The sequence below is a fragment of the Ferroacidibacillus organovorans genome, assembly GCF_001516615.1.
Taxonomy (GTDB): domain Bacteria; phylum Bacillota; class Bacilli; order Alicyclobacillales; family SLC66; genus Ferroacidibacillus; species Ferroacidibacillus ferrooxidans_B.
Window position 1 is genome coordinate 175,700 of record NZ_LPVJ01000006.1, and the last position, 26,492, is coordinate 202,191.

At 53.1% G+C, this 26,492-nt stretch carries 24 protein-coding genes and 1 pseudogene; 4 read left to right on the top strand and 21 right to left on the bottom strand.

Annotated elements, in window-relative coordinates; all coding sequences use genetic code 11:
* Positions 1 to 5 precede the first annotated feature (5 nt).
* From ATW55_RS02400 to ATW55_RS02425, 6 genes are all read right to left on the bottom strand, one after another.
* Entirely contained in the window at positions 6 to 395 is a 390-nt protein-coding gene (locus ATW55_RS02400; RefSeq protein WP_067711787.1) for a DUF302 domain-containing protein, read from the bottom strand.
* 123 nt (positions 396 to 518) lie between these two features.
* The gene (locus ATW55_RS02405) at positions 519 to 1,664 is read right to left on the bottom strand and encodes an MBL fold metallo-hydrolase (RefSeq protein WP_067711865.1); all 1,146 of its coding nucleotides are present in this window, start codon (positions 1,662 to 1,664) and stop codon (positions 519 to 521) included.
* Positions 1,665 to 1,753: 89 nt separating this feature from the next.
* The gene (locus ATW55_RS02410) at positions 1,754 to 3,001 is read right to left on the bottom strand and encodes an MFS transporter (RefSeq protein WP_067711790.1); all 1,248 of its coding nucleotides are present in this window, start codon (positions 2,999 to 3,001) and stop codon (positions 1,754 to 1,756) included.
* 257 nt (positions 3,002 to 3,258) lie between these two features.
* Positions 3,259 to 4,560, bottom strand: coding sequence for an ABC transporter substrate-binding protein (locus tag ATW55_RS02415; RefSeq protein ID WP_067711793.1), 1,302 nt, complete (start codon positions 4,558 to 4,560; stop codon positions 3,259 to 3,261).
* A gap of 74 nt (positions 4,561 to 4,634) precedes the next feature.
* Positions 4,635 to 5,477, bottom strand: a complete 843-nt coding sequence (locus ATW55_RS02420; RefSeq protein WP_067711796.1) for a carbohydrate ABC transporter permease — start codon at positions 5,475 to 5,477, stop codon at positions 4,635 to 4,637.
* Positions 5,474 to 6,463: a carbohydrate ABC transporter permease gene (locus ATW55_RS02425; protein WP_067711799.1), complete on the bottom strand. Its 990-nt coding sequence runs from the start codon at positions 6,461 to 6,463 to the stop codon at positions 5,474 to 5,476. The genes ATW55_RS02420 and ATW55_RS02425 overlap by 4 nt, the downstream gene beginning before the upstream one ends.
* Before the next feature lie 213 nt (positions 6,464 to 6,676).
* Between ATW55_RS02425 and ATW55_RS02430 the strand changes: the two genes are divergently transcribed.
* From ATW55_RS02430 to ATW55_RS02440, 3 genes are read left to right on the top strand one after another with little or no spacing between them, the layout of a single operon-like run.
* Positions 6,677 to 8,419, top strand: coding sequence for an ABC transporter ATP-binding protein (locus tag ATW55_RS02430; protein WP_067711802.1), 1,743 nt, complete (start codon positions 6,677 to 6,679; stop codon positions 8,417 to 8,419).
* A 26-nt stretch (positions 8,420 to 8,445) separates the two neighbouring features.
* On the top strand, positions 8,446 to 10,431 hold the full coding sequence (locus tag ATW55_RS02435) for an ABC transporter ATP-binding protein (RefSeq protein WP_067711867.1): 1,986 nt from the start codon (positions 8,446 to 8,448) through the stop codon (positions 10,429 to 10,431).
* A gap of 53 nt (positions 10,432 to 10,484) precedes the next feature.
* On the top strand, positions 10,485 to 11,363 hold the full coding sequence (locus tag ATW55_RS02440; RefSeq protein ID WP_067711805.1) for a hypothetical protein: 879 nt from the start codon (positions 10,485 to 10,487) through the stop codon (positions 11,361 to 11,363).
* 40 nt (positions 11,364 to 11,403) lie between these two features.
* On the opposite strand, the gene ATW55_RS02445 is transcribed toward ATW55_RS02440, so the two are convergent.
* The 6 genes from ATW55_RS02445 to ATW55_RS02470 form a co-directional block, all read right to left on the bottom strand.
* Entirely contained in the window at positions 11,404 to 12,393 is a 990-nt protein-coding gene (locus ATW55_RS02445; protein ID WP_235586958.1) for an aldose 1-epimerase, read from the bottom strand.
* 86 nt (positions 12,394 to 12,479) lie between these two features.
* Positions 12,480 to 13,490, bottom strand: coding sequence for a UDP-glucose 4-epimerase GalE (gene galE / locus ATW55_RS02450; RefSeq protein WP_067711808.1), 1,011 nt, complete (start codon positions 13,488 to 13,490; stop codon positions 12,480 to 12,482).
* A 1-nt stretch (position 13,491) separates the two neighbouring features.
* Positions 13,492 to 14,709, bottom strand: coding sequence for a galactokinase (locus ATW55_RS02455; RefSeq protein WP_067711873.1), 1,218 nt, complete (start codon positions 14,707 to 14,709; stop codon positions 13,492 to 13,494).
* A gap of 55 nt (positions 14,710 to 14,764) precedes the next feature.
* Positions 14,765 to 15,787: a galactose-1-phosphate uridylyltransferase gene (gene galT, locus ATW55_RS02460; RefSeq protein WP_067711811.1), complete on the bottom strand. Its 1,023-nt coding sequence runs from the start codon at positions 15,785 to 15,787 to the stop codon at positions 14,765 to 14,767.
* Positions 15,788 to 15,845: 58 nt separating this feature from the next.
* Positions 15,846 to 16,727, bottom strand: a complete 882-nt coding sequence (locus ATW55_RS02465; RefSeq protein ID WP_160327144.1) for a DeoR/GlpR family DNA-binding transcription regulator — start codon at positions 16,725 to 16,727, stop codon at positions 15,846 to 15,848.
* A gap of 188 nt (positions 16,728 to 16,915) precedes the next feature.
* On the bottom strand, positions 16,916 to 17,605 hold the full coding sequence (locus tag ATW55_RS02470; protein WP_067711817.1) for an ArsR/SmtB family transcription factor: 690 nt from the start codon (positions 17,603 to 17,605) through the stop codon (positions 16,916 to 16,918).
* A 126-nt stretch (positions 17,606 to 17,731) separates the two neighbouring features.
* On the opposite strand from ATW55_RS02470, the gene ATW55_RS02475 reads away from it, so the two are divergent.
* Complete coding sequence (locus ATW55_RS02475; protein ID WP_067711819.1) at positions 17,732 to 18,349, top strand: flavin reductase family protein; 618 nt, start codon at positions 17,732 to 17,734, stop codon at positions 18,347 to 18,349.
* A 48-nt stretch (positions 18,350 to 18,397) separates the two neighbouring features.
* On the opposite strand, the gene ATW55_RS02480 is transcribed toward ATW55_RS02475, so the two are convergent.
* From ATW55_RS02480 to istA (ATW55_RS02505), 9 genes and pseudogenes are all read right to left on the bottom strand, one after another.
* Positions 18,398 to 19,738, bottom strand: coding sequence for an MATE family efflux transporter (locus tag ATW55_RS02480; RefSeq protein ID WP_160327145.1), 1,341 nt, complete (start codon positions 19,736 to 19,738; stop codon positions 18,398 to 18,400).
* 183 nt (positions 19,739 to 19,921) lie between these two features.
* Entirely contained in the window at positions 19,922 to 20,863 is a 942-nt protein-coding gene (locus tag ATW55_RS02485; protein ID WP_082685467.1) for a cation diffusion facilitator family transporter, read from the bottom strand.
* Entirely contained in the window at positions 20,860 to 21,078 is a 219-nt protein-coding gene (locus ATW55_RS15630) for a cysteine-rich CWC family protein (RefSeq protein ID WP_082685468.1), read from the bottom strand. Before ATW55_RS15630 ends, ATW55_RS02485 begins: the two co-directional genes overlap by 4 nt.
* Before the next feature lie 87 nt (positions 21,079 to 21,165).
* Positions 21,166 to 21,918, bottom strand: a complete 753-nt coding sequence (locus tag ATW55_RS02490) for a DUF6904 family protein (protein ID WP_067711825.1) — start codon at positions 21,916 to 21,918, stop codon at positions 21,166 to 21,168.
* A 261-nt stretch (positions 21,919 to 22,179) separates the two neighbouring features.
* Positions 22,180 to 22,338 carry a hypothetical protein gene (locus ATW55_RS16215; RefSeq protein ID WP_160327146.1) on the bottom strand — a complete coding sequence of 53 codons (159 nt, stop codon included), beginning with the start codon at positions 22,336 to 22,338 and terminating at the stop codon, positions 22,180 to 22,182.
* Positions 22,335 to 23,435, bottom strand: a complete 1,101-nt coding sequence (istA, locus tag ATW55_RS02495) for an IS21 family transposase (RefSeq protein WP_067711828.1) — start codon at positions 23,433 to 23,435, stop codon at positions 22,335 to 22,337. The genes ATW55_RS16215 and istA (ATW55_RS02495) overlap by 4 nt, the downstream gene beginning before the upstream one ends.
* Before the next feature lie 297 nt (positions 23,436 to 23,732).
* Positions 23,733 to 24,272 (bottom strand): annotated as a pseudogene (locus ATW55_RS02500) (ATP-binding protein).
* Positions 24,212 to 24,469, bottom strand: a complete 258-nt coding sequence (locus ATW55_RS16665; RefSeq protein ID WP_235586959.1) for an ATP-binding protein — start codon at positions 24,467 to 24,469, stop codon at positions 24,212 to 24,214. The pseudogene ATW55_RS02500 and the gene ATW55_RS16665 overlap by 61 nt, the downstream one beginning before the upstream one ends.
* 116 nt (positions 24,470 to 24,585) lie before the next feature.
* Positions 24,586 to 26,118 carry an IS21 family transposase gene (istA, locus tag ATW55_RS02505; protein WP_067711830.1) on the bottom strand — a complete coding sequence of 511 codons (1,533 nt, stop codon included), beginning with the start codon at positions 26,116 to 26,118 and terminating at the stop codon, positions 24,586 to 24,588.
* Positions 26,119 to 26,492: the final 374 nt, after the last annotated feature.

The window sequence follows — 26,492 nt, forward strand, 5'->3', positions numbered from 1 at the left end:
GACACCTATTTGGCCTGTTCAATCGCTTGAATCAACGTATTTTCGACACCCTGTGCGATCTCGTTCAAAGACGCCACGCCGACTACATCCATCAGCGCAGTCGGTTTGGGCAACCCAATCTGTGTTTTCCCATCCACTTCATAAACAACAATTTTACACGGAAGGAAATAACCCACGAGTGGTGTCTCGGAAAGCACCTTTTTTGCTTCATGCGGATTGCATACCTCAAGCACCCGATACGGCATGTCAAGCGGCACACCTTTTTCTTCAAGCTTCGCGTGCAGATCAAGCTTCCAGAGCACGCCAAATTTATGTTCTTTTAAAGCGACTTCCAATGCTTCAACCGCTTCGTCCACCGATTTGTTCGTGGTTACAGAATAGTGAAACGGTGCCATCGTTCTTCCCCCTATCGTGGATACCGCCTGCTCACCTCTACATTTTACCAAAAACCCGTACGAGCGATACGCCGTTTGATAGACGTGTCGCTCGTACGGGTAATCTTTAACCCTATACGTGTATTATCCGTGAACGGCGCAACGGTTTGGACCGATCTCCATTTCTCGCTGCTCATCTTCGCCAGGCTGCAACTTGCCCATGTTTGTCAGCCGAATTTCTTGATAGGCATTCGGTTGCGGCGGAAGATTTTCCGTCACCAGTTTGTGGAAAACTTTTTCATCAGCGACAAGGAGTCCCGAGTTTGTCGCGTACAATTGTCCGAGATTGGCGCAGACGCAGCCATTCTCATTCATTTCATCACCGTGTGCATAATGCGCCGGAAGCAGTGTCAGGTTTGCAGAAAGACCCTGATACGTTTCATAGAGGGATTTACGCAAATCAGCTGCCCAGTCCCCTGCTGAACCAGCGAGATCCGGTCTGCCAATCGACTTGACAAACAGGATATCCCCGGATAAAAGATAGGTGTCATCCACGATCAATGACGTGCTGCCGATCGTGTGTCCTGGCGAATAGAGTGCAGCAATTTTCACTTCTGTCGCGCCGACGGAGATAACCTTTCCATCCTCGAGTGGATGATAAGCGAATTGTGCCTCCGTCGCATCCTTTGGAGGTAGCCAATACGTCGCGCCGAGTTTCTCAGCGAGCGCTCTGCCCCCAGAAATATGGTCTGCGTGAAGATGTGTATCCAGTGTGTGTGTGATCGTGACGCCGAGTTCTTTTGCAAAGGACTCATACACATCGGTCATACGAGCTGTGTCTACGATCGCTGCTTCCCCATCGGATACGATCATATAAGAGAGGCAGCCTTTGCCAACGCGAACAAACTGATACAACGCGCCGCCGGTCGTAAGATTCCCGACCTTTACAGGGCGCAAATACTCACTCCACGCTTTCATGCCACCTGCGAGGTATGTGACATTGTCACGACCTGCTTCAATCAGTTGTTCTGCAACAAACTGAGAGGACCCTTCTTTTGCACAAACGACGAGAACAGGTTGGTCGCTAGGCAGTTGCAGAAGCGCAGCCTCAACGCCATCCAGCAAATCGTAATATGGAATGTTGACGCTCGTCACGGAAGGACCTTCAATCTTCCAATCCGCGAATGCATCCTCATTGCGAACGTCCAGAATCAAGAGCGGCTCATTGCGAAGAATTTTCTCAAAGACTTCTGCTGAGGTCTGTGTTGATGCGTTCGTTTCGACTGTCAGTTCCGACACGCTGTTCCCCCCCTTAAAATACGGTATGGGGTATATATTAATCAGAAAAAACGTTTGAGTCAATACCCCGTGGCGTATCATTAGATCGATGCGTGATGCGGATTCATTGCCGTATCCTTCATCCTTACCAGTGCAAAACCGGTGACAAATGACGTAAATACCATGAAAGAACCTGCCCAAAATCCGATCGTTCTCGCAGGAATAACATCGAGCAAAAATCCGGTCGCAAGCATGGAGAGAGAAATCACGACACTCGAGATTGTCCCGAGCAGCGAAAAAACTCTCCCGTGAAACACAGTCGGCGCCTCTCTCATCAAAAGCGTGGTCGTCACAGCGTTGCCAATTCCTGCGCTCATCGTTGCAAAAGACAATAAGATGGCCGCTCCCCACAGCACAGGCGACAGGCTAACCGCGACATGGCATATTCCTTCGAAGAGGTACGCTGCGGCCGTGATGATCCGAAGCCGCTTCACAAGGCGCGATGCGAAGAACCCACTTGCCAAAAACCCTATACCGAGCGCGCCATAGAGAACACCGACACCCCAGTTTCCACTGTGAAAAACCTGGTATCCGTAGACACTGAGAAGCGTATTGATGGCACCCCCGCCAATCGCCCAGAGAATCGCTTGCACGCAGACGAGTTGAATGAGCCGCGACTGACGAAAGACAAACCAAAACGAATGTGATGGTGCTCGAGAATGGATTCGCTGCGGTTTTTCCTCTAGCCCCTCAAAACTACCAGGATCACGGTTGGGCAAGTTTGGAAGGTTGATAGACCAGCAGATAAATCCTGATGCTAAAAAGGAAATGGCGTTGATGGCAAACGCTGTGTCAAAACCGAAGCGCGCACTGATGAGTCCGCCCAGTCCCGCACCGAACGCCATGACAAAGCCGCCAAGTGATTGTTCGAGCGCATTGGCGACAGCGAGATGCTGCGGGTGTACCAGTTGCGGAATCACGGCAGTTCGCGCTGGAGAAAAAAGCGCCGAAAAGACGACGAGCCCCGCGGTCGCCACATAGGCGATCCAGACTTGTGACACAGCGTGTACCAGCAACAGGGCGAGTGCTATAAAAAAACGAGAAAAGTCTGCGAATAGAAAGATCGTTTTACGATGCAACCGGTCAGCCAAAATTCCGCCAAGCGGCCCCATGACAAGATACGGAAACGTGCGCACTGCCAAAGCAATGCCAACGGACAGACTCGATCCAGTAAGGTGAAGGAGGAGGCTGAGAAGTGCCACACTGTTGAACCAGTCACCGATTCCGCTCAATAGGCTCGCAAAAAGCAACCGCCGATATGCAGGCTCGGCGCGCAGGAGGTTCATCATCTTTCTTATGATCCATCACACCCTCACGTCGATTCAAGACGGCACGCATCAAATTGTTATTTATACAAACATAAACATAGATGTATATCGAAATAAAATCAACCGTACGTGATAATCGAATATGCGAATCTATTCATACTGAGATTTCCACGAATCATCCAACACATAGAGACGAAAGAGTCGCAACCGACTCGTCCGTCCCCATTCGCCTGCCTGATATTCACAGTCAAGTCACAATACCGCGCTCGCACGCTTCCTCAGTTTCCCAAGGACGAATTGATTTGCTGCTGTGTTTGCTCCATCGCCTTGCTGACAGGCGTCCCCAGATCAAACGCTGACTGCAACCCTTGCTGCACGTATTGAACAACTGTCAGATACTGCGCAGAGGCAGGCGATGCGTGCTGATACTTAAGTTCTTCAATCGCAGCCCGCATTTGCGGATGCGCCTTCAAAAATGCCTGATAGCCCGGACTGACAAGCGCCCCTTTTGCCACCGGGACATACCCGGTCATCTCCGACCACTTGGCGCTTTGCGCAGGCGCTGTCCACCACTGGATAAACGTCCACGCGGCAGGGCGCAGGTTTGCCGGCGTGCTGGAAAGCATCACCGCATCGCCGCCACCCGGGGGAACCGCACGCATGACATCTGCCGGAAACATCGCTGTATTCCACTGAAACCGATGCCCAACAGCCTTCGCAACTTCCACCGCATCGCCGGGTGAGTCAATGTCCATCGCAGTCTGCCCCGCGGCAAACGCCTGTGTCGTGTCCGTCCAGTAGTTGGGACCCGTTTGCACCTTTGCGTAACCGCTTTTTACAAGCTGCTGTTCCATCGTCAAAATTCGCTCGCCAGCCGCCGTCGCGAAGGTTGCTTGACTCCGGTTTGCGGACATGATGTGACCACCGCCACTCCACACCGACGCCTCAAACGGCCACCAGTCAACGAGTGGCTCAAAACCGTACACTTTATGGTTGCCGCCGCCTTTGGTGAGCTTTTTCGCATCGAAAGCAAGTTGGCTCCACGTAGCAGGCGGATTGGCGATGCCCGCCTTTTTGAACATTGTCTCATTGTAATAAAGCACGGGAACGCTTCGATTGAATGGCACACCATAATATTGACCGCCAAACTGCGTGCTGACGAGCATGCCACTGATAAAATCGTTCGGCTTGTCATGTCCACTCTTTTTCATGTACGACGTCAAGGGAAGCAAATGCCCAGAGAGCGCAAACACAGGCATGGAGTGCACTTCCATCTGCGCGAGATCCGGCGCATCCCCTGCGCGAATGGCCGCAAGCAGCTTCTGCTGCTCCGGTCCGCCACCGGAATAACTTCCTTGATACGTTGCAGTCACATGAATCCCCGGGTGCGTACGGTTAAACGCTGCCACAAGCTGCTGCACATCCGAACTGAGCTGGCCGCCAATTCCATACCAAAATGAGATTTGTACGGGTGCTGACACGCGATGGACTGATGTAGAAGCCATTGCGCTACTGCCGCCAACAGCTGTAGTGAGCGTCAGAATCGTTGCAATAAGCTTTACTCGATCGATTGTTTTCATTAAAAACACCGTCCTATATACGTTTTATGTCAATTCTCAATTCGCGCCTTCCTGCTGCCACGTCAAGGAAGCTGTCAACCCTTGACGCCGTAACTGGTGACACCGCGAATGATAAAACGTTGACCTAGAACAAACAGGATAAGAACAGGAAGCACGGCAAACAAGTCTGCTGCCATCATGAGATTCCAGGCCAAACCATTTCCCGCAGATTCCTGGTCAAGAAAATAAGACAAAGCGACCGGAATCGTGCGCATGCCATTTGAGTTTGTCGCGATGAGCGGCCAAAACAGACTGTCGTAGTGAAAAACAAAGTTAAGAATTGCGAGCGTGACTAGCGACGCTTTTGCGTTAGGCAGCACGATGGACCACAAAATGCGTAGATGGGATGCTCCGTCAACTTGTGCGGCGGCGATCAACTCCTTTGGGATGGCTAAAAATCCTTGGCGCAGAAGAAAAATGCCAAATGCGCTTCCAACAAACGGCAGGACGAGTCCCGCGTATGTGTTGATGAGATGCACTTGCGCGAGCATGAGGTACACCGGGATGAAAACGGCCTGTGTCGGCACCATCATGCCAAGCAGTGTGACGAAAAAGGCTGTACGCGCGCCGCGAAACGGAACCATGGCAAATCCATAGGCAGCGAGCGTCGACGTGATCAGTTGGGCCGCTACGATCAAAAAATTGCTCACGAAGCTATTGAAAAAATAAGTGGCAAACGGTTGGGATCGCCACGCTCTGACAAAATTCTCAAAGTGCCAGCCCTGCGGCCATAGATGCAGCGCATTTCTAAAAAGGCTTGTATTGCTTGAGAGCGCACTGACCACCGTGAAGTAGATTGGCGCGAGAATGACGACAGAGAGCAAGATGAGTGTGAGATGGGCAACGATGCGACCAATCAAATTTCGCGAAACCATCATTCGTAAACCACCCATCTCCGGCTGAATAGAACCTGCAACCACGTGAGCAGCGCGAGAAAGATCAAAAGGACAATGGACGCCGCCGATGCAGTCCCAATGTTGTACATTTGAAAACCCTGCATGAAAATGTAGTACACCACCGTCAGCGTGGCGCCTGCAGGGCCACCCTGGGTCATCGCGTAGACCTGATCAAAGGTTTGAAAGGACTGGATTGTGCAAATCACCGAGGCAAAGAAAAGGCTTGGCGAAAGGTTTGGCAAGATAACTCTCCAAAACGTTTCCTGCGCGCCAGCACCGTCGACTGCCGCCGCCTCTTTCAGCGTGTGCGAGATGTTTTGAAGCCCTGCTAAGAAGATGATGACGTAGTACCCGAGGTACTGCCACACGGTCATCGCGATCACGCTTGGCAGCGCAAGCGTGCTTGATCCCAGCCAATCAGGTCCACTTATGTGAAACAGCGCGAGAATTTGGTCGATCAGCCCAAAATCAGGGTTGTACATCAGGGAGAATGCAAGGCCTGATGCAACGAGTGGCACCACATATGGCGCGAAGAGAATCGTGCGATAAATGCGTGTCCCTTTTAAGCCCATGTCGAGAAGAACGGCAAGGAAAAGCCCCAAAGGGATCAGGATAAGGAGCAAAAAGAGCCCAAACCAAAAGGTGTTGGCGATTGCCTGTTGAAAATCCGGAGAGACCGCAAGATGAATGTAATTTCTAAACCCTACGAACTGCGGGTTTGCCGTAAGAAGATTCCACCGCTGAAAACTGAGATAGAGGACGTAGCCTGCCGGAATGAACAAAAACAACGTAAGCGACAGCAGACCCGGAAGGATGAACAGCCAACCTGCTGCGCTGGTTTTTAACGCCCGGCGGTTTCGCGAAGGCTGAATGCGGCGGGAATTCGCGCGCGTTTTTTCATTGAGAGGGCAATCGCTGGAGGAGTGACGGGATGAAGGATCTTTGCTGCGGAGGGTCAATTCAGGCATACGCGGCACTCGCTCTCCTCGGTCATGATAGCGCGAGTATAGCTTGCACAACTTCAGGAAGTGCAAAGATGGGGTAAACAATGTGTAAATCATTGATCTTTCTTCTGTCATTCGGTAAAACGCGACACCCGCAAACGCACGCCTCGAAAGTGTGCGCAGATTGCAGTAGAATGGTTGAAGGATCGATTCTTTCGTCTTAACAGGAGATGCGCAATGAGACAACTCTTTCGTTTTTTGCGACCTTACAAAGCCTCGATTCTTGGCATCCTCTTGCTCATCTTTCTGCAATCGATATCCAGCTTGTATCTGCCAAACCTCATGTCAAAGATCGTGGATGTCGGCGTCATGACGGGCAATGTGGGCTACATCCTGAAAATTGGGTTGCTCATGCTTTTGGTCGCTCTCGCAGGCGTCCTGTGTTCAGTTTTTGCAGGACTGCTCTCCGCCAAAGCATCGGCCGGATTTGGTCAGCGTCTGCGCCAGGAACTGTTTAACCACATTGAAGACTTCATGCTCCATGAGTTTGATGAGATCGGCACCTCCTCACTGACCGTGCGCACCACGAATGACGTAATGCAAGTCCAGCAGTTTATCAATATGCTGTTGCGCATGATGGTGATGGCGCCACTCATGGCAATCGGCGGCATTTTGATGGCCGTGTATACGGATGCGCCCCTGTCCCTGACTATCGTGTTCATCATGCCCGTCCTTGCACTCTCCATCTATCTCATTTTGCATCGCGGGTTCTCCCTCTTTGGCACGATCCAAACCAAAGTGGATCAGCTCAATCGCGTCGTGCGCGAGAACCTGATCGGCGTGCGCGTGGTGCGCGCCTTTGACCGAACGGCAGACGAGTTGAAACGCTTCCAGCTTGCAAACCGCGAACTGTCAGACGTTTCGGCGCGCGCCTTTCAAGTGATGTCAGCGCTGATGCCCCTTCTCATGTTGATCATCAACCTCTCCACGATCGCCATTCTCTGGTTTGGCGGCATCCGCGTCAACAACGGCACCCTGCAGATCGGAAGCTTGATGGCATTTATCCAATACGTCACACAGATCATGTTTTCTGTCATGATGGTCTCGGCCATGCTGTTCATGGTTCCACGCGCGCAAGCGTCTGCCAAACGCATTCAGGAGGTTTTCGACATTCAGCCGCAGATTGTCGATCCGGTGTCCCCGAGTCCCACGCCTCTGCCGCCTGCGTCGGCGCCAAAAGGGCTTGTGTCATTTGAAGGCGTCTGCTTTCGCTATCCTGGCGCAGAGAAAGACGTGCTCGAAGATCTCTCCTTTCAGGCATTCCCCGGAGAGATCACTGCCATTATCGGCGGGACTGGCGCAGGAAAGACCACGCTTCTCAGTTTGATTCCACGCTTCTTTGATGTGACAGACGGCTGCATCCGAATCGACGGCATCGATCTGAGGGAGATGAGCCAGCAGGCCTTGCGCCAAAAGATCGGCATGGTGCCGCAAAAGTCGGTTTTGTTCTCCGGGACGATCGCCGAGAATCTGCGCTTTGGCCGCGAGGATGCGACGGATGAGGAAATCCGCCACGCGGCAAACGTTGCGCAGGCGAGTGAATTTATCGATACCTTTGAAAATGGCTTTGACACCTTTCTATCCCAAGGCGGCGCAAACCTGTCAGGCGGTCAAAAACAGCGGCTCACCATCGCCCGCGCGTTTGTGCGACAACCAGCAATTTATCTCTTTGACGACAGCTTCTCCGCGCTCGACTTTAAGACAGACGTGATGCTGCAAAGAGCCTTGCGGCGCGAAGCTGCACAGTCAACCGTGATCCTGGTTGCGCAGCGTGTCATGTCCGTGAAGGATGCCGACCGCATCCTCGTGCTTGATGAGGGGCGCAAGGTAGGCGAAGGAACGCACCGCGAACTCTTGAAAACATGTAGCGTGTATCAGGAGATTGTCCATTCGCAAATGGCAGAGGGGGAAATCGCGTGAATCAGCGCGGAGGGAATCACCAAGGCATGCGCCCCGGACCGGGCAATGGTTTCGGCGGGCCGGCAGGGATGCTCATGCCCGTGCAAAAGCCCAAAAACATGAAAGGGACGCTGTCGCGCCTGATCCGCTATTTTCGCCCGTACACCCTGCGCCTTCTGCTCGTCGTTTTGGCAACCCTCTTTGGCACCGCATTCAGCATCCTCAGTCCGAAAATCATGGGCAACGTCACAACCGATCTCTTTGCGGGTGTTTCCCAAAAATTCAGAGGCGTTTCGGGCGGAGGCGTCGATTTCCTACTGATCGCAAGGCTGCTTTTGCTTTTGGGTGGACTGTACATCTTCAGTTCGCTGCTAAGCTATATCCAGCAATACATCATGGCGGGCGTCGCGCAAAAAGCGGTCTCCGACCTGCGCAGCCAAGTCAACGAAAAATTGTCCCGACTGCCGATCAGCTACTTTGACACACATCCGCACGGAGAAATCCTCAGCCGCTTCATTAACGACTTTGACAACATCAGCAGCACGCTCCAGCAAAGCCTCACCCAGGCCCTCTCTGCCGTGGTCACCTTCATCGGCGTTTTTGTCATGATGCTCTCCATCAGCCCACTCATGACGCTGGCGGTGGTTTTGACCCTGCCGCTCAGTTTCGTTGTCACCAAGGCCATCGCAAAGCGTTCACAAAACCAGTTCAAGCTCCGTCAGCACTCACTCGGCGCATTAAATGGGCACATTGAGGAAATGTTCACGGGCCACCAGGTGGTCAAAGCGTTTGGCTATGAGACGACCGCCAAAGAGAAGCTTGCCACGATCAATGAAGCGTATTACGAGGCGGCATGGAAGGCGCAATTTGTGACAGGGATCATCATGCCGATCATGAATTTTATCGGCAACCTCAGCTATGTCTTGGTTTGTGTCATCGGCGGGATACTCGTCACTTACAAGCGCCTGCAAATCGGCGATATTCTCGCGTTCATCCAGTATTCTCGGCAATTCTCCCAACCGATCAACCAGTTGTCGAGCATCTCAAACGTCATTCAATCCACGCTGGCATCTTCCGAGCGCGTGTTTGAGATGCTCGACGAACAGGAAGAGGAGGATCCGCGCGAACAAATCGCAAAAGACGCAGCGCACCCCTGTGATGATGATGGTCAGGGGCACGAAGCGTCAGGACGATCCGCGGAAGCGGTTCGGTTCGAAGGTACGGATCAGGTTTTTGTCGCGGAGCGTTCGGCGGAATCTGTCACAGCAAAACGCGGCAGGGTCGTGTTTGAGAACGTCTCGTTTCGCTATAAAGTGGGTGAACCACTCATTGAAAATCTGAGCCTGCGTGCCGAACCGGGACAGAAGATCGCGATTGTCGGTCCGACAGGCGCCGGAAAAACCACGCTGATCAACCTGTTACTGCGGTTTTACGAGCAAGATGCCGGGACCATTTTACTCGATGGCGTAGATATAAAGACGTTTCCCCGCGCGGCGCTGCGGCAAAAATTTGGCATGGTATTGCAGGACACGTGGCTTTTTCACGGCACGATCTTTGAAAATATCGCCTATGGACGCAAAGGCGCGACAGAGGCGGAAGTGATCGCAGCGGCAAAAGCGTCTTATGCCGACTCGTTTATTCGAAAACTTCCAGATGGCTACGCTACACACTTAAACGAAGAGACTTCCAACCTGTCACAGGGACAAAAGCAACTGCTGACGATTGCCCGCGCATTCTTGGCCAATCCAACGATCCTCATTCTTGATGAGGCTACAAGCAGTGTCGACACGCGCACGGAGATCCACATCCAGCACGCGATGAAGCGCCTGATGGATGGACGCACCAGCTTTGTGATCGCTCATCGATTGTCCACGGTGCGCGATGCAGACTGCATTCTTGTGATGAATCACGGCCGTGTCGTCGAGCAGGGAGCTCACGACGCGCTGATCGAGCAGGACGGATTCTACGCAGAACTCTACAAAAGCCAGTTTGCCAGCGCGTTGCCGGAATTCGCGGCACTAGAAAAGGTGTGATCCATACACGCTATAACCGTAACCCCATCTATTTATGAAAGAGGGCTTCTACCGTGAGATTGCGCTCTACACTTGGATTGGCGGCCATCGTGGCGGTCGCCGCCCTTTCTTTTGCCGAGACAAACCAGCAAAAGAGGTCGCCGACTCAAGTTCCACCCGAACTTTTTATGCCGCAAAACAACGTGGTCATCAATACAGAGATGAACCGCGCTTCTTACCTTCAACTCCCTGTGTACATTGTGCCACAGCAAAAGAACGGCGCGGGGAATATCTCCAGAATCTCGCTTGACAAGATGCCCGGCATACAGCTTAAGAACGCCTACTTTGGCTCTGGCACAAACGTTCAAGGGCAACTCACAAGTCTGCAACTCATTTTGGAAATGTCCACGACGCATCCCGTTCATTCACTCACGGCAAATCCCGCTTTCACGATTGATTTCTCAAATGGGCAAACCGTTTCCATCCATGCAGGCCATTGGCAAATCAATATCTGGCCTAATCACACACCCGCATTTCGCGTTAACCGTCTATCGATCGGAAATGAATTTTTAAATCCGGTGAAACAAACCACGTATTCGCTCACTGTGACGAATCGAACAAATTCCAAAGTTACGCTGACTGGGCTCACCATGGCGAGTCCACTCGCCACCTTCCGCGACGTCACGGTGCATGCGTCAGACTCACACGCCAAACCGGCTCGTTTGACATCAACCGCATACGTGAACGTTTACCCGAAGCAAACCGTGACACTGCGTGCCACGCTTGACTTTGGAAACACTTTTCACGGTTACGGCATGTTCACACCGCTCGTTGAATACGTCGATTCAAACGGCAAGGCAGTACAGCCACTCATGCCCGCCATCTTTCAACTTACACCCAATCTCTCGCGCATTCAAAAAACCATTCCAGGCGTACGCTATTCTATAAATTAGGATCCCAGTTTAAAAAAGAAATAGGATCGCCGAGCGCCGCTCAAGCTTCTTCCACATACAGTCTGCTGACAGCCGTCCAAACGTCATTTGGCTTAAGAATCACAATCCCTGTCTCATCACTTGAAAGATTCACATTCGGCGCATTGACCATGTTCGTTTGCGGCTCAGGGCAAATGTATTCGCCACGTCCGAAATTGTTAAAGACCATCCAGTAGCGATACTGCGTGTCCACTTCAAACACCAGGCGCACGCCAAGCCGCGTGTCTGTCAGCGTAGCGTAGTTTCTCCCATCCTGAGGCAGCGCTTTGTAGTGGTGATCAAGCGCCGCATAAAATGGCTGCACACCGCTTGTTTGAAGTCGCTCTTCCTCAGGTGTAAGCGGCTGAAGTCGACCTGTCGGAAGCATGCGCGGCGATAGCTCAAAATGATCTCCGATCGTCGCCTTGATTCGGTAATCATCGACGTGACTGTCCTTGGCAAACGGAATGCGCAGTGCCGTGTGAAACCCGAGCATGAGCGGCATCGCCGCAGTTCCGCAGTTTTCCACCCGCACATCTTGCTGTAGACCCGCTCTTGTCAGCGTATAGCGAAGAGCGATTGTAAATTCGTGAGGGAAGTAGCGATGCGCGGCATGCTTCTCATCCACGCGCTGCGTCAGCTCGACATAGGCCGCATCTTCCGATTCACCCGTTTCCGATACACTCCACGGTACGTCCTTTAAGAATCCGTGGATGTGATTGTGCGTTTTTGTCTCCGTGACAGGAAAGTGGTACGCGTGGCCGTTCACGGTGAATGCGCCATCTTCGTATCGATTGGGCGGAAACAATACGGGAAAACCATAGAGAAGCGGTTTCTCAACGATTGCGGCGAGGCTTTCAGGCTTGCGCAAAAAGCTCAACTGGCGTTCTTCATCTTCAAAAGAAACGAGGTTGCCACCCTGCGCTGGCAACACCATCGCAGAATACGGTCCCGCCTTCAGCGTAATCGCATTTGCCCCGTCAAAAAGATGCCGCTTCACATTTGCCTGCACGTCGACCCTCTCCATCCCGCCATGTCGTTGTAACCCCATCAGGTATTGATGCACTATGCCATCCGAACCGCGAAACTCCGCCCGCCTCACGGACGGACTGGGGAATCCTCATCCTCATACCCGTTCGGATGCGCCTGATGCCACGTCCAGGCACTCGCTACCATGGAAGAAAGGTCCGTATACTTCGGCTGCCACCCGAGCATCTCCCGCGCCTGCTGTGAAGACGCGACAAGCGCTGCCGGATCGCCCGCGCGACGCGCCACCTTAACAGCGGGGATCGGATGCCCCGTCACCTTGCGCGCCACCTCAATGACTTCATTTACGGAAAAGCCCTGCGCATTGCCGAGATTAAAAGACTCCGCCCCGCCTTTGCGACTGCGCAAACGCAAAACGGCGAGTCGGTGAGCGCTCGCCAAATCCGACACGTGAACGTAGTCGCGGATGCACGTCCCATCCGGCGTAGGATAGTCATCGCCAAACACGGACACTGCCTCTCGCTGACCGAGTGCGACCTGCAGCACGAGCGGGATGAGATGTGACTCTGGGCGATGGTCCTCGCCGATCGGAAGTGTCGCGTGAGCACCCGCCGCATTGAAATAGCGCAGGCGGATAGACTTTAGTCCGTACGCCTGATAGCACCAGTCCAGCATCTTTTCAATCGCCAGTTTCGTCTCGCCGTAGGGATTTGTGGGCTCCTTCTTGGCAGACTCCTCAATCGGCATCCCCTCAGGCTCTCCGTACACGGCGGCGGTCGATGAGAATACGATCCGCGAAACGCCCGCCTCCACCATGGCACAGAGCAGCTTGGCCGTCGCGGCAACGTTGTTTTCGTAGTATTTCAGCGGATTTTTTACACTCTCACCAACGAGCGAATAGGCGGCAAAATGAACGACGGTATCCACGCTGTGCTTTTTTAGCACCGCAATCATCTGCTCCGAATCGCGCAGGTCCATCGCATAAAACGGCGTGTCAAGCACCGCGCCCCTGTGCCCTGTGGAGAGATTGTCAACCACCACCACCTCTTCCCCGTGTTCCTTGAGTTCCGCCACCGTGTGACTGCCAATGTACCCGGCCCCGCCCGTCACTAAAATCGCCATTTTAAAGTCCTCCACCCCATCTTTTATCTACCGCCGCACGAACGTCACGCTCCATCTCACGCGTGACCTCTTTGACCCCATCGCCGAGATCCGTGATATAAAACGACGGCTCGTAACCGATGATCTTTGTGTACTCTGCTCGCACTTCCACGATAAACGCCTCCACGCAGTCAGCCTGCACAAGATTCACGGTGCATCCACCAAACCCCGCGCCTGTCATGCGCGCACCTATACAGCCCGGCGCGCGCCACGCGACCTCAGCCAACGTGTCAAGCTCAAACCCGGTCACCTCATAATCATCCCGCAAAGAAACGTGCGACGCATTCATCATCTGGCCAAACAAGGCGATCTCGTTGCGACGCAAAACGTCCACCGCCTGCTTTGCCCGCTGGTTCTCCGTCACCACGTGACGGGCGCGCTTGCGCAAAACCTCGCTTTGAAGTGTCGCCTCGATCGTGGCAAATTCCGCCTCGTCAAGATCAGCCAGATGGCGGATCCCTGGCCGCACGCGCTGCATTTGACAAAGCGCCTGCTCACACTCGCCTCTGCGCTCGTTATACTTCGAATCGGCCAAGCCGCGGCGCTTGTTCGTGTTGATGATCACCAAACGGACGCCCGCAATCTGCATCGGCACTCGCTGGTAATCAAGCGTGTCGCAATTCAGCGAGATGGCGTGGTTCGCTTTGCCAAGCGCCACCGCAAACTGGTCCATGATGCCACAGTTGACCCCGACAAACTGGTTCTCCGCCGCCTGCGACATAAGCGCGAGGCGTTCCGGCGCAAGATCGGCCCCGAGCATTTCATTTAACATAGAAGCTGTGACAACCTCGATCGAGGCGGAACTCGAAAGACCCGCGCCACTCGGCAGGTTGCCAACGTAGAGCAGGTCAAGACCCGGGATGTCAAACCCTAGCTTCTGAAACTCGCGGAGCACCCCTTTGGGGTAATTCGCATAGTCATCTTGCGCGCTGTAGTGTATCTCATCACTTGCGACCTCCACGACTTGCGAGAAGGAGGTCGACGCGATGCGCACCAGCTTGTCACGGCGTACCCGAGCGAAGACCCATGTGCCTAGAGTCAGGGCTGCGGGCAATACGTGACCGCCGTTGTAGTCCGTGTGCTCACCAATCAGATTCACGCGCCCCGGAGCGAAAAACACGCGAACGGGCGAATCGCCTGCAATGTCTGGCTCAGGCGAAAAGGCGAGAAACGTTTGCATGGCCTGCGCCAACTCATTATGCGGCCCTTCACTTGCTGTCTGACCCGCGAGACGATTACCATCCGTCACGGTCGAATTCCTCCCCTCGTTTTAAAATGGCTGCGCGAAGTTGTGGCGCGGTATCTTCTACTGCGAGCGGGTTGCAGGGCGCCCACGCTCCAGACTCGGATGAGGCGAGATACTTTACCCTGTCTTTTGAACGCAGCGGCGGGTAAAACTCGATGTGAAAATGGTAGAATTTATGAGCATCCGGGAATTGCCCCGTCGGCGCGGTCGCGTTTGTCACATCCTGGTTCACAGGGCTTTGGTGCAGCACCATCATGTAGGGGAATTCGCGGTCGAACAGCGCATCCATGCCCGCCGTCACACGTTTTAGCATCTTGGCGAGATCGTCCCGCTCTGCACTTGTGAATTGAAGGAGATTCGACGTGTGCGACTTGCTGGAGATAAACGCGCCGTACGGATAATCTGTAAAAAAGGGTATATAACTCACAAACGATTCTGTTTCCAAAAGCATTCTCTGCTGAAATGACATCTCTTCTCGGTTGATATCGCAGATCAGGCAGGATCCCGTCGCAGCGTGATGGTCGCGGCAAGCTTCAAGCTCAACGCGAATCTTTTGCGGCACATAGGGATACGCATAGATTTGTCCGTGTGGGTGCGGCATGGTGACGCCAACCTCCGGGCCGCGGTTCTCGAAAATCAGGACGTATTGATGCGCAGGATCTTGCGCTAACACCGCAAACCGCGCCGCCCACAAATCGATCAGTTTGCGCAGATGGGAAACGGGAAGCTGTGAAAGCGACGCGTGATGATCTGGAGAATAGAGGATGACTTCACATTTTCCGTACGCCTCTGCCGTTTGATAGAGTCCCGTGGCTACATCGTCAGGCTGTGGCGGATGCTGCGAAAGTGCTGGAAAGTCATTGTCATACTGATAAACATCATAGTCTTCTGGAACCTTGCCCGAGCCGGGGCAAAACGGGCAATCGTCCTTTGGCATCTGCGGACGTCCCTGCCGATTGGATGCCACCATCGTCCAGTCTTTTAACAATGGATTGTAGCGCAGTTCAGCCAAGGTAGCTCCTCCTTTCTAAAATACGCGGGAAAACCGTTTCCCACCTCAGCGCGCAAATTTACGTGTCATCCGTCTCTGTACGCGCAGCGATGACTTCTGTCCCGCGTCGGCGAAGTTCCGCAATCTCCTCTGCGTGCGGATCTGAGTCCCCGTCTTTTTCAGCAGATGCGTCTGTAATCACCACATCCACCTCATCCAGCATGGCGAGATGGGCAAATCCGCGCACCCCCCACTTGGTGTGATCAAACAGCAAAATGACCGTCTCCGCCCTCTCCATCAAAACGCGATGGACAGACGCTTCTTGCAGGTTAGGTGAACTAACGCCGAATTCCAGATCCACACCGTGCGCGCCAAGAAAGAGCAGGTCTGTGTGCAATTGGCGGGCGCTCTGCTCGGCAAGCGGTCCAACCAACGCATCAGACGGTGTGCGAAATTGTCCTCCCGTCAAATGAATGTCACGCCAGCCGTTGGCCTGAAGCGCAATGGCGATGTTGGTTGAATTTGTCACGAATGTGAGGGACTCCCGTTTCATGCGCGCCTGGCTGCGACGTTCTTTCACCTCACGCTGCGCGGTCGGTGTACCCGAACCTGTCGCAAACGACTCGGGCTTGATCCATTTGGCGAGTGTCCAAGTCGTGGTTCCCGCCGACATGCCTATTGTCATGCCAGGCTCGATCAAGGATAATGCCCGCTTGGCAATGGCGGACTTTTCGGCTTGTTGGAGCACGCGTTTGTTCATAAACGCAAGCTCACTCGTACTTTTCGCGGCGCGTCCACCACCAGCCACTTTTTCGACCATACCTTGCCGCTGCAACATCGTGAGATCGCGGCGGATCGTGATCTCCGAGACGTTGAGCTGCGCCGCCAGATCCTGAATCGATACAAAGCCTTTTTGACTCAACACGCGGAGAAGCGCGTCGCGGCGCTCTGACGGATACATCGACGACCCCTCCTGTCCATCTGCGCTCGCTGATCTTTGGCGCACGACCAAACGGCGAACTCGGCGCAGCGTGGCCCCACGTTTCGCGAAAACAAACTTTGCGCTCGATGGAATGATCATTTTATGATCTTATTTTATCACTTTTTGATCATTTCGTTCGATCATTTTTGATAAATATTTCTCGCACCTCATGCCTGCTTCCATTCTAGTCCCAGTTCTCTTTTGAAAGCCTCAAATCCTTTGCGTGTCACGCGTACAGCGCGCCCTCCTGGGACCCGTTCGATCCACAGAAGATCAAACAAACGATGGGTCATCGCGGCTCCGAGCGCCCCCGCAATGTGGTGCCTACGCTCGCTCCAGTCCAGACACTGCCGGGCAAAATGGCGTCTGCCACTTCGAAGCTGCTCTGTGTCAACGCCGAATGAGTGAAACCACGTTTCCCCTTCGGATGACACCGTGAAATCTCGATTCTCCTTGTGAATGAATCCCAGTTCCACCATCCGTTCAGTAAGCGCGACACCAACCTCCCCCGCCAGGTGGTCATAGCACGTGCGAGCAAAGTGTATATTCTTGGTTTGATCCGACTCGCGAAGCGAGCGGATAGGCTTTGACGGAGAGATCGCGCAAAGCGCCTCCAAGGCATGACCTACCTCTTGGTTTGCGAGTCGATAATAGCGGTGGCGGCCATGTGATTCATGAAGCAAAAGACCACCTTCTACCATTTTCGCGAGATGTGAACTCGCCGTTTGTGGTGTAATGCCTGCGGCGCGCGCGAGTTCACTGGCAGGCATCGCCTTACCTCCGAGGAGGCGCATCAACATCTCTGCCCTAGAGGCATCTCCGATCAACGAGGCAATTTCAACGACGTTTGGTGTCATCCCCGCTTGCACCCCTTCTTTTTATCTCATCCTATCCGGAACAAACATCCACGATTCGATGATAATCGAATGCTTATCGCATTACAATGAAGGGGACAGACAAATGCGCACAGGAGGCGGGCCGTTATGTACGTGCAAGAAGGAAGGACGAAGACGAGAACGATTCACCCAAAGATCTTGTATTTTGGGACACCTGTGGTGCTCCTCACGACCCTTCAAGAAGACGGAACAAGCAACATCACACCGATGTCCTCCGCGTGGGCGCTTGGCAATCGCATCATTCTGGGGCTCGGCGAAGGAGGACAAGGGCTTGCCAACCTGCGGCGGCATAATGAGTGTGTTGTCAACATCCCCAGTCCCGATCTGTGGCATCAAGTCGAGGCGTTGGCGCCCCTCACCGGGGCAAATCCAGTTCCCGCGCATAAAAAAGGGGGCTTTCGATATGAAAAGGACAAATTTACGGCGTCCGGTCTGTCTGCCATTCCCTCCCATCGTGTGGCGCCAAGCCGAATCGCCGAATGTCCACTGCAGATCGAGGCAAGCGTGGTGAATCTTCGCGTGACAGGAGAAGATACCCGTTTTGCAATCATTGAAACAGAAGCGGTATCGATTCACGCACATGAGCGCATCATCCTCGATGACACGCACATTGACCCATTAAAGTGGAGTCCCTTGATCTACAATTTTCGTCACTATTTTGGTCTTGGCGAACAAAGAGGTAAGACGTTTCGGGCAGAGGTTTGAGACTGCAGCTTGCAAATCCACGGTTACGCCATGGCGTCTCCTGCTGGCTCACGCTAACTGCTGAACCCAATTGCGTGTCCTTCGATACCACAGAAAGAGCCACGCACGCAACGCGTTATCTGCAGCAATGCTAACCCACACGGCTGGCAGACCAAAGCCAAGGCGCCAGGCAAAAAGGTACACACCCAGTGTCCGAACACCCCAAATCCCGATCATCGTTGTGATCATGGGGAACTTGCTGTTGCCTCCGGCTTGGATGGCGGATGTGTCTACCAAGACGGCCGCCAAGAAAGGCTGGGAAAAGACATCGATGGCAAGGATGATGAACAGCAGGTGTATGACGTGTGGGTTGTGAGTGAATAAAAGTCCGATCCACGGACTTAACACACACAAGAGAACGGCAACCGCTGTCATGGATACAGCCGACTCCATGTAGCTAAAGCGTCGATATATCCTCACATCAGACTCGTTGCCGCTTCCAATGGCTTGTCCGATCGTGGCTGTGGTGGCGACAGCAAACCCGTTTCCAATTGCAGATCCGAATGTGGTGATGGTTCCTGCAATATTGTGTGTTGCATACACATCGATCCCAATCCGCACGATGAGTCCAAAATAGACGACTTGCCCAAGGCGCATGGAAAGGCGCTCCAACGCGGCAGGAATCGCAAATTGTGTCATACTCCAGCAGAGCGATGTTGACAACTTCAAGTCGGAAACGCGCAAGGTGAGTGTGTTCACGCTACGGGATTTTTGCCAAAGGCGAATCAGTGCGTAAAGGCGCGCGAACACCATGGCGACGGCCGCACCCTTAATGCCGAATCCGTGAAACGGTCCCACCCCGAAAATCAACACATAATCAAATACAACGTGCAGACCGTTCATTTCAAGCCCCACACGAAACGGGGTCTTGGTGTCGCCAATGGCCCGAAATGCCGCCGACTGTGCAGTAAACAAGGCAATGAATGGCGAGATTCCAAGTACAACTGTAAAATACGGGAGTGCCGTACTTTGAAGAATCCCTTGAGCCCCCATGACATGCAGCAGCGGTACAGCAAAAAAGAGGGAGATAAGCGATGCGAAAAGGCCGATCATGAATGCAATGACAAACCCATGCCAGATCACAGAATGACTTCGTTCTTTGTTTTTCGCGCCAACCGCGCGGGACAAAAAGACCGAAAGCGCCGCCGACACCGCCGTAAACACACCGATGTAAGTCATACTGTAGACATTGGTCACACCCACTGCATCAATCGCGATAAGTCCCAGCCTCGCAATAAAGAAGGTGTCAACAACACCCAATAAATTCTGCAGATACGCCTCTCCAATGGCAGGCAATGCTATGTTGAACACCCGTCTGGCTTGGACTGGAATTCGAGTGCCCACACCCACACGCATCTTCCTTTCCGCGCCAAATGCAAACAAAGTCAGCGAATGGACAATAACGCCCGCGAATGACGCCCGCGCTGACGGCAACGGCCGCTTCGATCACCAGCCATAGGGTTGAAATCCGCTCGATGTTACGCCTAACCTTGCGGTCGCAACATGTGATGACATAGATAGTCCTAACCCCTTTTAGTGGTGATGTTCTTCAAGACGATCACTTGTGCAAAGAATGGACTCATCGTGCAGATGCGTAGGATCTTCAGCTTGAATGGTCACGTGGCCGATCCCCAAATGCACGAGCTTGTGTTCTGCATCCCGCAATAGGTTTTGGGTGCCTTCCACGGTCATTTTCCCGTCGACAACCACATGGCAGGAGAGTGCGTTTCTCCCACTGGTAATCGTCCAAACATGCAAGTCGTGCACATGTTGAATACCTTGTACTGACGTGATGGCGTTCACGACTTTTTGGATTTCAATTCCGGCAGGTGTCCCTTCCATCAAAACGCTCACGGTCTGCTTTACAATTTTCCAGGCTCCACGCGCAATCAGCAATGCGATGAGTACACTCAGGGTGGGATCGATCACATACCACTTGGTGAACACGATGATGATTCCGCCCACGATGACCCCAGCCGAAGCGGCGGCATCTCCAAGCATGTGCAAAACAGCGCTCCTGACGTTGATATTCTCTTCATGACGCATTCCCAAACCAAGATACAGGTTCATCACAAGTCCCACGCCGGCGCTTACAAACATCCAAGTGGGGCTGACTTGTTCTGGGTGCTTAAAACGATGAAAGGCCTCCCACAAAATCCATAGCGTAATGAGAATGAGGGTAATGCCGTTAATGAACGCCGCCAAAATCCCGGCTCGGTAATAGCCAAATGTCATGCCTTCATTCGCTGGTTTTTCGGACTGCTTCATCGCATACCAGGAAAGCCCGATGGCCAAAAGATCCGTGAGCACATGCCCTGCGTCAGACAACAGCGCCAAACTGTGGGAAAGCCAGCCCCCCAGGAGTTCCACACCAAGAATGACGAGCGTCAAAAAAAATGCGAGCTTCATTCTCCCTGCTGGCGCGTGGGAGTGAAAGACATCTCCATGGTCATGATCGTGATGGTGTTCGGTCATTGAATATCTCCTTTTCTTCGTGGTATATCTCCATTCTTCAGTTCTTCAAGGCAGGTTCTACAAATACACCTTTTTTCCGACCCTGATGGGATTTTGTCGGATATCTCCTGCGGAAAGAATTCTTGATCACACCAACATGTTCCATGGGGTTTGCCAGCAACATTGCCGCAGTTGTTATCCCTTCCACAAATCGGGTATTTGTTCCCATTTAACATTAACCTCAGCCGCCTTGTTGCCTTTTTCGGTCTATGATTCGACCGAGAATCTTTAATTATCCCATTGAACCCTCTTGCCCTGCCCTTCTACCACTCGATTTTCTCTGGATAATGCTCGATCAAACGAATTTCTTCCACAGAGCAATGATGTTCCCGTGCCACTGTCCTAACTCCCTCTTCAACTTGGCGATATTCCTTCCCTTTTTCAGTCATTCGTTTGACAATTAAAGATAACTCCTTCGCCCTTTGCTCTCTATCCCCGATTTCAAGATATCGAATGTTCAACATATCCAGGTATTGCGTCGTGTAGCCATCCGTCCATGTATAGTCATTGTGCAAGAGGTTCACGATTCGCTTGTATGAAGCCTCTGTCACAGCTTCTTTCAGACAATTCGCGATCAACGACTGAAACAATCGAGCGGTCACAATATGTGCATCCCATAGATTTTTCTTGTCCACCAACGGGTAAGTGGCTGACTTTGCATGTGTTTTAGCATAAAGACGGATAAAGTCGTTGATTGCCATAGTGACGAAAAGTGCCTCTGGATAGTAAACTTGGCACTTGTAATACAAATTTTTATCCGGCGTGATCATCTCCAACATTCGCATCCTGTCCGCATTCATACCGTTGTCAACGAACTCAAATTCCCGATCACCCTGGAACGCATGTCGAATGTCATACATCACTCCGAGAATCCGAAGACGCGCCCCTTCGTAATTCCCGTATTCCCCTTCATCTCCAACGATCATGAGTAGCGCCAGGTATAGCGTATCGAGGTCCTGATCGTCACCAGATATCGCGATACCTGCTAAATTCGGTGTATTGCGGATAGTTAGCATGGCATTCACCTGCGTTCAATTTTAATAAGGTCAAGGTAAAGTATAGCGAAAGAATCACAGAATGAATGGGCATAGGCACCCGTCGTATCGCGGCGAAGTTACCTTGAGTATCGTGATGAAATACGTCTATAACCTCGTCATTCTCATTCAGGACAAGTAACGCCATTTCCTTTTGTTTATTAGGAACAGCTTTTATCTATGTTTAACTTGAAATCTCGCTCAAAGGGTTTTGGCACGATCATCACCTCGAATGATTTTATTTTACATTCTCAGTTCGTCGTGTCCACTTTTATAGCCTAACATCACCTCATAGCTCAGTCCGTGTTCCGTCGCTTCCCGCGCCAGGGACGCGTAGTGTTTGGCGACCGTTGGCAGGCGCAATTGTTTGAGATAATGCGTCAGCAACAGATCGGTGGTCATTGGTGATCCCCTCCACTGGATAAGCGGTTATACATTTGTAGATTCAATCGTTGTACTCGATACGTGTTCAGATCGACTGGGACTTGTTCGACCGCCAGCGGTGCGTGGGGCCTCGGCTCGATGAGTTGTGCCAGGATTTCCTGCAGCCCCTCGAAGTGGTACGTGTTTGTGCGTTCCGCTGCGTCGAGCGCCTGACGCAAGCGTTCCATTCCCACCTCCCGGTGCAGGAGCAGGAAGCGGACAAACAGGCGATCCCCTTCGGCATCCTGTCGTTCTCGCATCTTGGCGTGTACGCGACGGAACACGTCAGGCACTTGACCATCCTGCATCACCCGTGTGTCCCTGACGGCTCGCGGTTTCTTGAGTAGCACCTCCAGGTAATGGTCCAGTTCCAAAACCATCTGCTGGCGCTCCAGACTTCGTGCATGCATCGCGATCACGTCGTTTTGAGCCACGATGATCACGCGATCGACGAACCCTTTCACCCACACGGCTTGTCCCACATAATGACTGGGCACCGAATACTGGTTGGTGTCAAACGTCACGGTCGAGATCTTGCTGACCGTGCCCGCCTGGATCCGGCACGCCTCAAAGGGACGGAGCGGTAAAAGGTGCAGGACCGCGCGTTCCCGCTCATAGACCTGAGCCACCGTTTCCGTCGTGTGAGGGACATGCTCCACTTCGGCCATCCGATCGCACCACGGAAGCAGGATCTGGGTGTTGAGTTCTTCCAGGCTCATCACATCCGGCACCGGCGTCAGAGCGTTACGCCGCACGTAGCCGACGAGCCCTTCCACGATCCCTTTTTCGTTCCCCCGTCGCGCGTTACAAAACTCCGCTTCAAACACATAGTGGGCCTGAAGGGCGATGAATGTTTCCTGCTCCTGACGATTGCGTCCGGTTAGTATCTTCTTGACCGCGCTCTTGAGGTTGTCAAAGAGGCCGATCGCCGGCACCCCGCCAAAGTATTCAAAGGCGCGGACAAAGCCGTCCAAAAACGATTCCTGCTGCTCATTGTGATAGGCCCAGACGAACTTTTTCCGACTGGCGGATAACTCCATGCAAAAGAGATACACGCGCGTCGTTTCGCCCTGCATCTGAACGTCCACGCACCCGCACGGGGTGCGACTCGTCACAGGGACGCCGGGAGGCGGTTTTATCGCGTTTCAATCCATGCACCCGCACGGGGTGCGACGTCACGGTCGCTCAACTCGTGGAAGAGTTAAATGTTTCAATCCACGCACCCGCACGGGGTGCGACTGTGTATTCCGTTCAATTCGTCCACTCATTATGAAAACAATCGTCCATGCATTCCGATAAGTTCCGTCCATCGATTCTGGTATCTTTCGTCCACCACTCAAACCTGTTGTTCTATGGATATCACACCCTAGGGTTTATGACAAGACAGGCGCCTCAGATCGCATCGAATCTCCCGCCAACGCAATGTGATGCGACTTGTTGAGCAGGCGATCAATGACCGAGTCGGCGATCGTCGGATCCGTGATTTGACCATGCCATAGCTCGTATGGAATTTGGCTCGCCACACACGTCGATCGCAGATCCACGCGATCATCCAGAACCTCGAGCATTTCTCGCCCCTGTGCACTCGTAAGCGGACTGAGGCCCCAATCGTCCAGAATCAAAAGATCGTATTTGGCCAACTGGCGTAGGAACGAGCTGTATCGTCCATCCCCGCGCGAAATGGCAAGCTCGTCGAGCAAGCGAGGCACACGCATGTATCGAACCCGATAGCCTTGGCGGCATGCCGCATGGCCTCATGCACAAATGAGATACGTCTTTCCAACTCCGGTGGGGCCTGTCAGCGTCAGATTTTGCTTTCGTTCGATCCATCCGCCTTCGAGTAACGATCGCATCACACCGCGATCCAATCCCCTGGCTTGGCGGTAATTGATATCTTCCGGGGAAGCATGCACACGCAATTTTGCCTCTTGCAACAGGCGAGCCTGCTTGCGATTCTGCGATACAAAACTTCAGCGTCGACCAAAAAGCCCAGTCGTTCCTCAAACGTCAGTCCGTCTCCTTCGATCCCTTGTTCCTGTCTCTCATACGCATCTGCCATCGCAGGCATCTGCAGGATGTGCAACGCTTCGATGATCTGGTTTCTTCCCATGTTCATTCTCCTTTGGTTTTTAACCATCCCGCGGTCGATGGACGTCGCCTCTCTTGGCGATGCCCATCGACCGTGGAAAAGCGAGCGCATGCTCGCTTCATGCTTTACGAGCAACCTCAGTGCACGACGTGGCGGGCGTAATACTGGCTTCCGCGAATGTTCGCATGCTGCAGCGGCGTCACCTCCTCCGCTTCGATCGTCAGTGGAATTCGATCCAACCCCTTATCCAGAATGGAGCGAACACTGCGATACGTCGGAGCATGCAGGTTTAACGCTCGCTCGACCGCTGCCTCCAATCGATCCGTTGGATAACGCTTGCTCAGGCTCAAAAGTCCGAGACAGGAACGGTATCCCATCTCGGGATGCGGCTTGGCGTCAAGGATTCGCTCGACGAGCATGCCCGTATTCGGGCCAAGGGATCGACCCCATGCGATGAGCCGGTCCGGTGTCCATTCGAGGTGTTTTTGGTGGGCTTTTGGCAGATGTTCGATCGTCGTTTTTCGCTCACCAGGAACCCGACTACGCGAGTGTCGCGCCACCTCAACGTGCTTGTGAAAGACCGTGACGATCCGTTCGGTGATCCGCACGTCCACCTCTTGACGGACCAGGCGATGCGGTACACTGTAGAAGGAGCGTTTGTATTCGATGTGGCAGTCGGTGTAAACGCGGGCGCGGTGCCAAAGAGCGAATTCATACGGTTCTTTCGGCAACGCTTTGAGGGCACGTTGATCTGTGATGGCAAACAGGGATCGACGCGTGCCCTCAAGTTTTTGAAAGGGATGATCATTGAGCCGTTCCAGTAATTCATGCACAGCGGTATTCGCCTCAGCGATGGAAAAAAAGGTGCGGTTTCGTAAAACGGCCAAAATCCAACGCTCAGCAATCTGGACTGCGACTTCTACTTTTGCCTTATCCTTGGGTTTTCGAGGTCTCGTAGGAAGGATGGCCGCCCCATAGTGATTCGCCATTTCTTGGTACGTCTGATTCAAAAGAGACTCATAACGATTCGCTTCTGTGACGGCCGCTTTAAGATTGTCAGGAACCAACAGCGCCGGGACACCGCCGAAAAAGGCAAATGCCCGCACATGCCCGCCCACAAAGGATGCCAAATCCTGCGCGGGATGCACTTCAGCAAACGTGAAGTTGCTCGCGCCTAACACCGCGACAAAGAGATGCCCTGGCTTGATTTCTCCCGTCTCAGGATCGACGATTTCGAGCGTCAGCCCGGCGTAGTCCACAAAGCATTTCTCACCGGCGATATGCGTTTGCCGTAATGAGCGATCGGTTGTTTTTGCCCATTGACGATACCGTACGCAAAATTGGCTGTATTGATAGCCTTTAGGATACTGCTCCCTGTACTCGGCCCACAGCAATTGGAGCGTGACGCCCTTGCGTCGCAACTCTTTGTGCACGTAGAGGTAATCCGGCTCTGGCTTGTCGGATGGGCGACCGATGGGCTTGACATAGAGAGCCGCTTCAAGTGCCTGCGCGTCAAGTGAATCGGGCAGCGGCCAGGATAAGCCCGAGAACTGAAACCGCTCCAAGATGTCTTTTACCGTACTGTGTGAAACGCCGATGCTACTGGCGATGGCACGGTTACTGAGATGAGCCTCAAAGGACAGGCGCAAGATGTTGCGGATGTGATGCATAGGAACCCTCCGTCTTGCCATACACAAATCTCCTCTCTGGATGCCATTCGATGACGAATTCTCCAGAAGAAAGTCGATTCCTGTAGGGTCAAAGATTCAGGTCGAGGGTGGACGAAACTTTCCAGAATGGGTGGACGATTTACTCCGGAATATGCAGTGCGACTTCCTGAATGAAGTTATGGTGTACTTTCCTAAAAGTTTCAATCCACGCACCCGCACGGGGTGCGACGTTTTCGCGACATTTGAGGATATATCGCTAAGAAGTTTCAATCCACGCACCCGCACGGGGTGCGACGGTAATTCGGGGGTGACAAATCTGTCATGGGCAGTTTCAATCCACGCACCCGCACGGGGTGCGACTCGTCACTGGGGAT

Excerpts from the sequence above, each read along its gene's own strand:
- galE (WP_067711808.1), bottom strand. The coding sequence starts at position 13,490 with ATGGCGATTTTAGTGACGGGCGGGGCCGGGTACATTGGCAGTCACACG.
- istA (WP_067711828.1), bottom strand. The coding sequence starts at position 23,435 with ATGCAGGGCGAAACGACGCGCGTGTATCTCTTTTGCATGGAGTTATCC.
- ATW55_RS02465 (WP_160327144.1), bottom strand. The coding sequence starts at position 16,727 with ATGTATCCGTCAGAGCGCCGCGACGCGCTTCTCCGCGTGTTGAGTCAA.
- ATW55_RS02455 (WP_067711873.1), bottom strand. The coding sequence starts at position 14,709 with ATGCAAACGTTTCTCGCCTTTTCGCCTGAGCCAGACATTGCAGGCGAT.
- ATW55_RS02415 (WP_067711793.1), bottom strand. The coding sequence starts at position 4,560 with ATGAAAACAATCGATCGAGTAAAGCTTATTGCAACGATTCTGACGCTC.
- ATW55_RS02485 (WP_082685467.1), bottom strand. The coding sequence starts at position 20,863 with ATGACCGAACACCATCACGATCATGACCATGGAGATGTCTTTCACTCC.
- ATW55_RS02420 (WP_067711796.1), bottom strand. The coding sequence starts at position 5,477 with ATGATGGTTTCGCGAAATTTGATTGGTCGCATCGTTGCCCATCTCACA.
- ATW55_RS02425 (WP_067711799.1), bottom strand. The coding sequence starts at position 6,463 with ATGCCTGAATTGACCCTCCGCAGCAAAGATCCTTCATCCCGTCACTCC.
- ATW55_RS02400 (WP_067711787.1), bottom strand. The coding sequence starts at position 395 with ATGGCACCGTTTCACTATTCTGTAACCACGAACAAATCGGTGGACGAA.
- ATW55_RS02435 (WP_067711867.1), top strand. The coding sequence starts at position 8,446 with ATGCGCCCCGGACCGGGCAATGGTTTCGGCGGGCCGGCAGGGATGCTC.
- istA (WP_067711830.1), bottom strand. The coding sequence starts at position 26,118 with ATGCATCACATCCGCAACATCTTGCGCCTGTCCTTTGAGGCTCATCTC.
- ATW55_RS02410 (WP_067711790.1), bottom strand. The coding sequence starts at position 3,001 with ATGATGAACCTCCTGCGCGCCGAGCCTGCATATCGGCGGTTGCTTTTT.
- ATW55_RS16215 (WP_160327146.1), bottom strand. The coding sequence starts at position 22,338 with ATGACCACCGATCTGTTGCTGACGCATTATCTCAAACAATTGCGCCTG.
- ATW55_RS02490 (WP_067711825.1), bottom strand. The coding sequence starts at position 21,918 with ATGCTAACTATCCGCAATACACCGAATTTAGCAGGTATCGCGATATCT.
- ATW55_RS15630 (WP_082685468.1), bottom strand. The coding sequence starts at position 21,078 with ATGTTAAATGGGAACAAATACCCGATTTGTGGAAGGGATAACAACTGC.
- ATW55_RS02430 (WP_067711802.1), top strand. The coding sequence starts at position 6,677 with ATGAGACAACTCTTTCGTTTTTTGCGACCTTACAAAGCCTCGATTCTT.
- ATW55_RS02470 (WP_067711817.1), bottom strand. The coding sequence starts at position 17,605 with ATGACACCAAACGTCGTTGAAATTGCCTCGTTGATCGGAGATGCCTCT.
- ATW55_RS02475 (WP_067711819.1), top strand. The coding sequence starts at position 17,732 with ATGTACGTGCAAGAAGGAAGGACGAAGACGAGAACGATTCACCCAAAG.
- ATW55_RS16665 (WP_235586959.1), bottom strand. The coding sequence starts at position 24,469 with ATGGGAAGAAACCAGATCATCGAAGCGTTGCACATCCTGCAGATGCCT.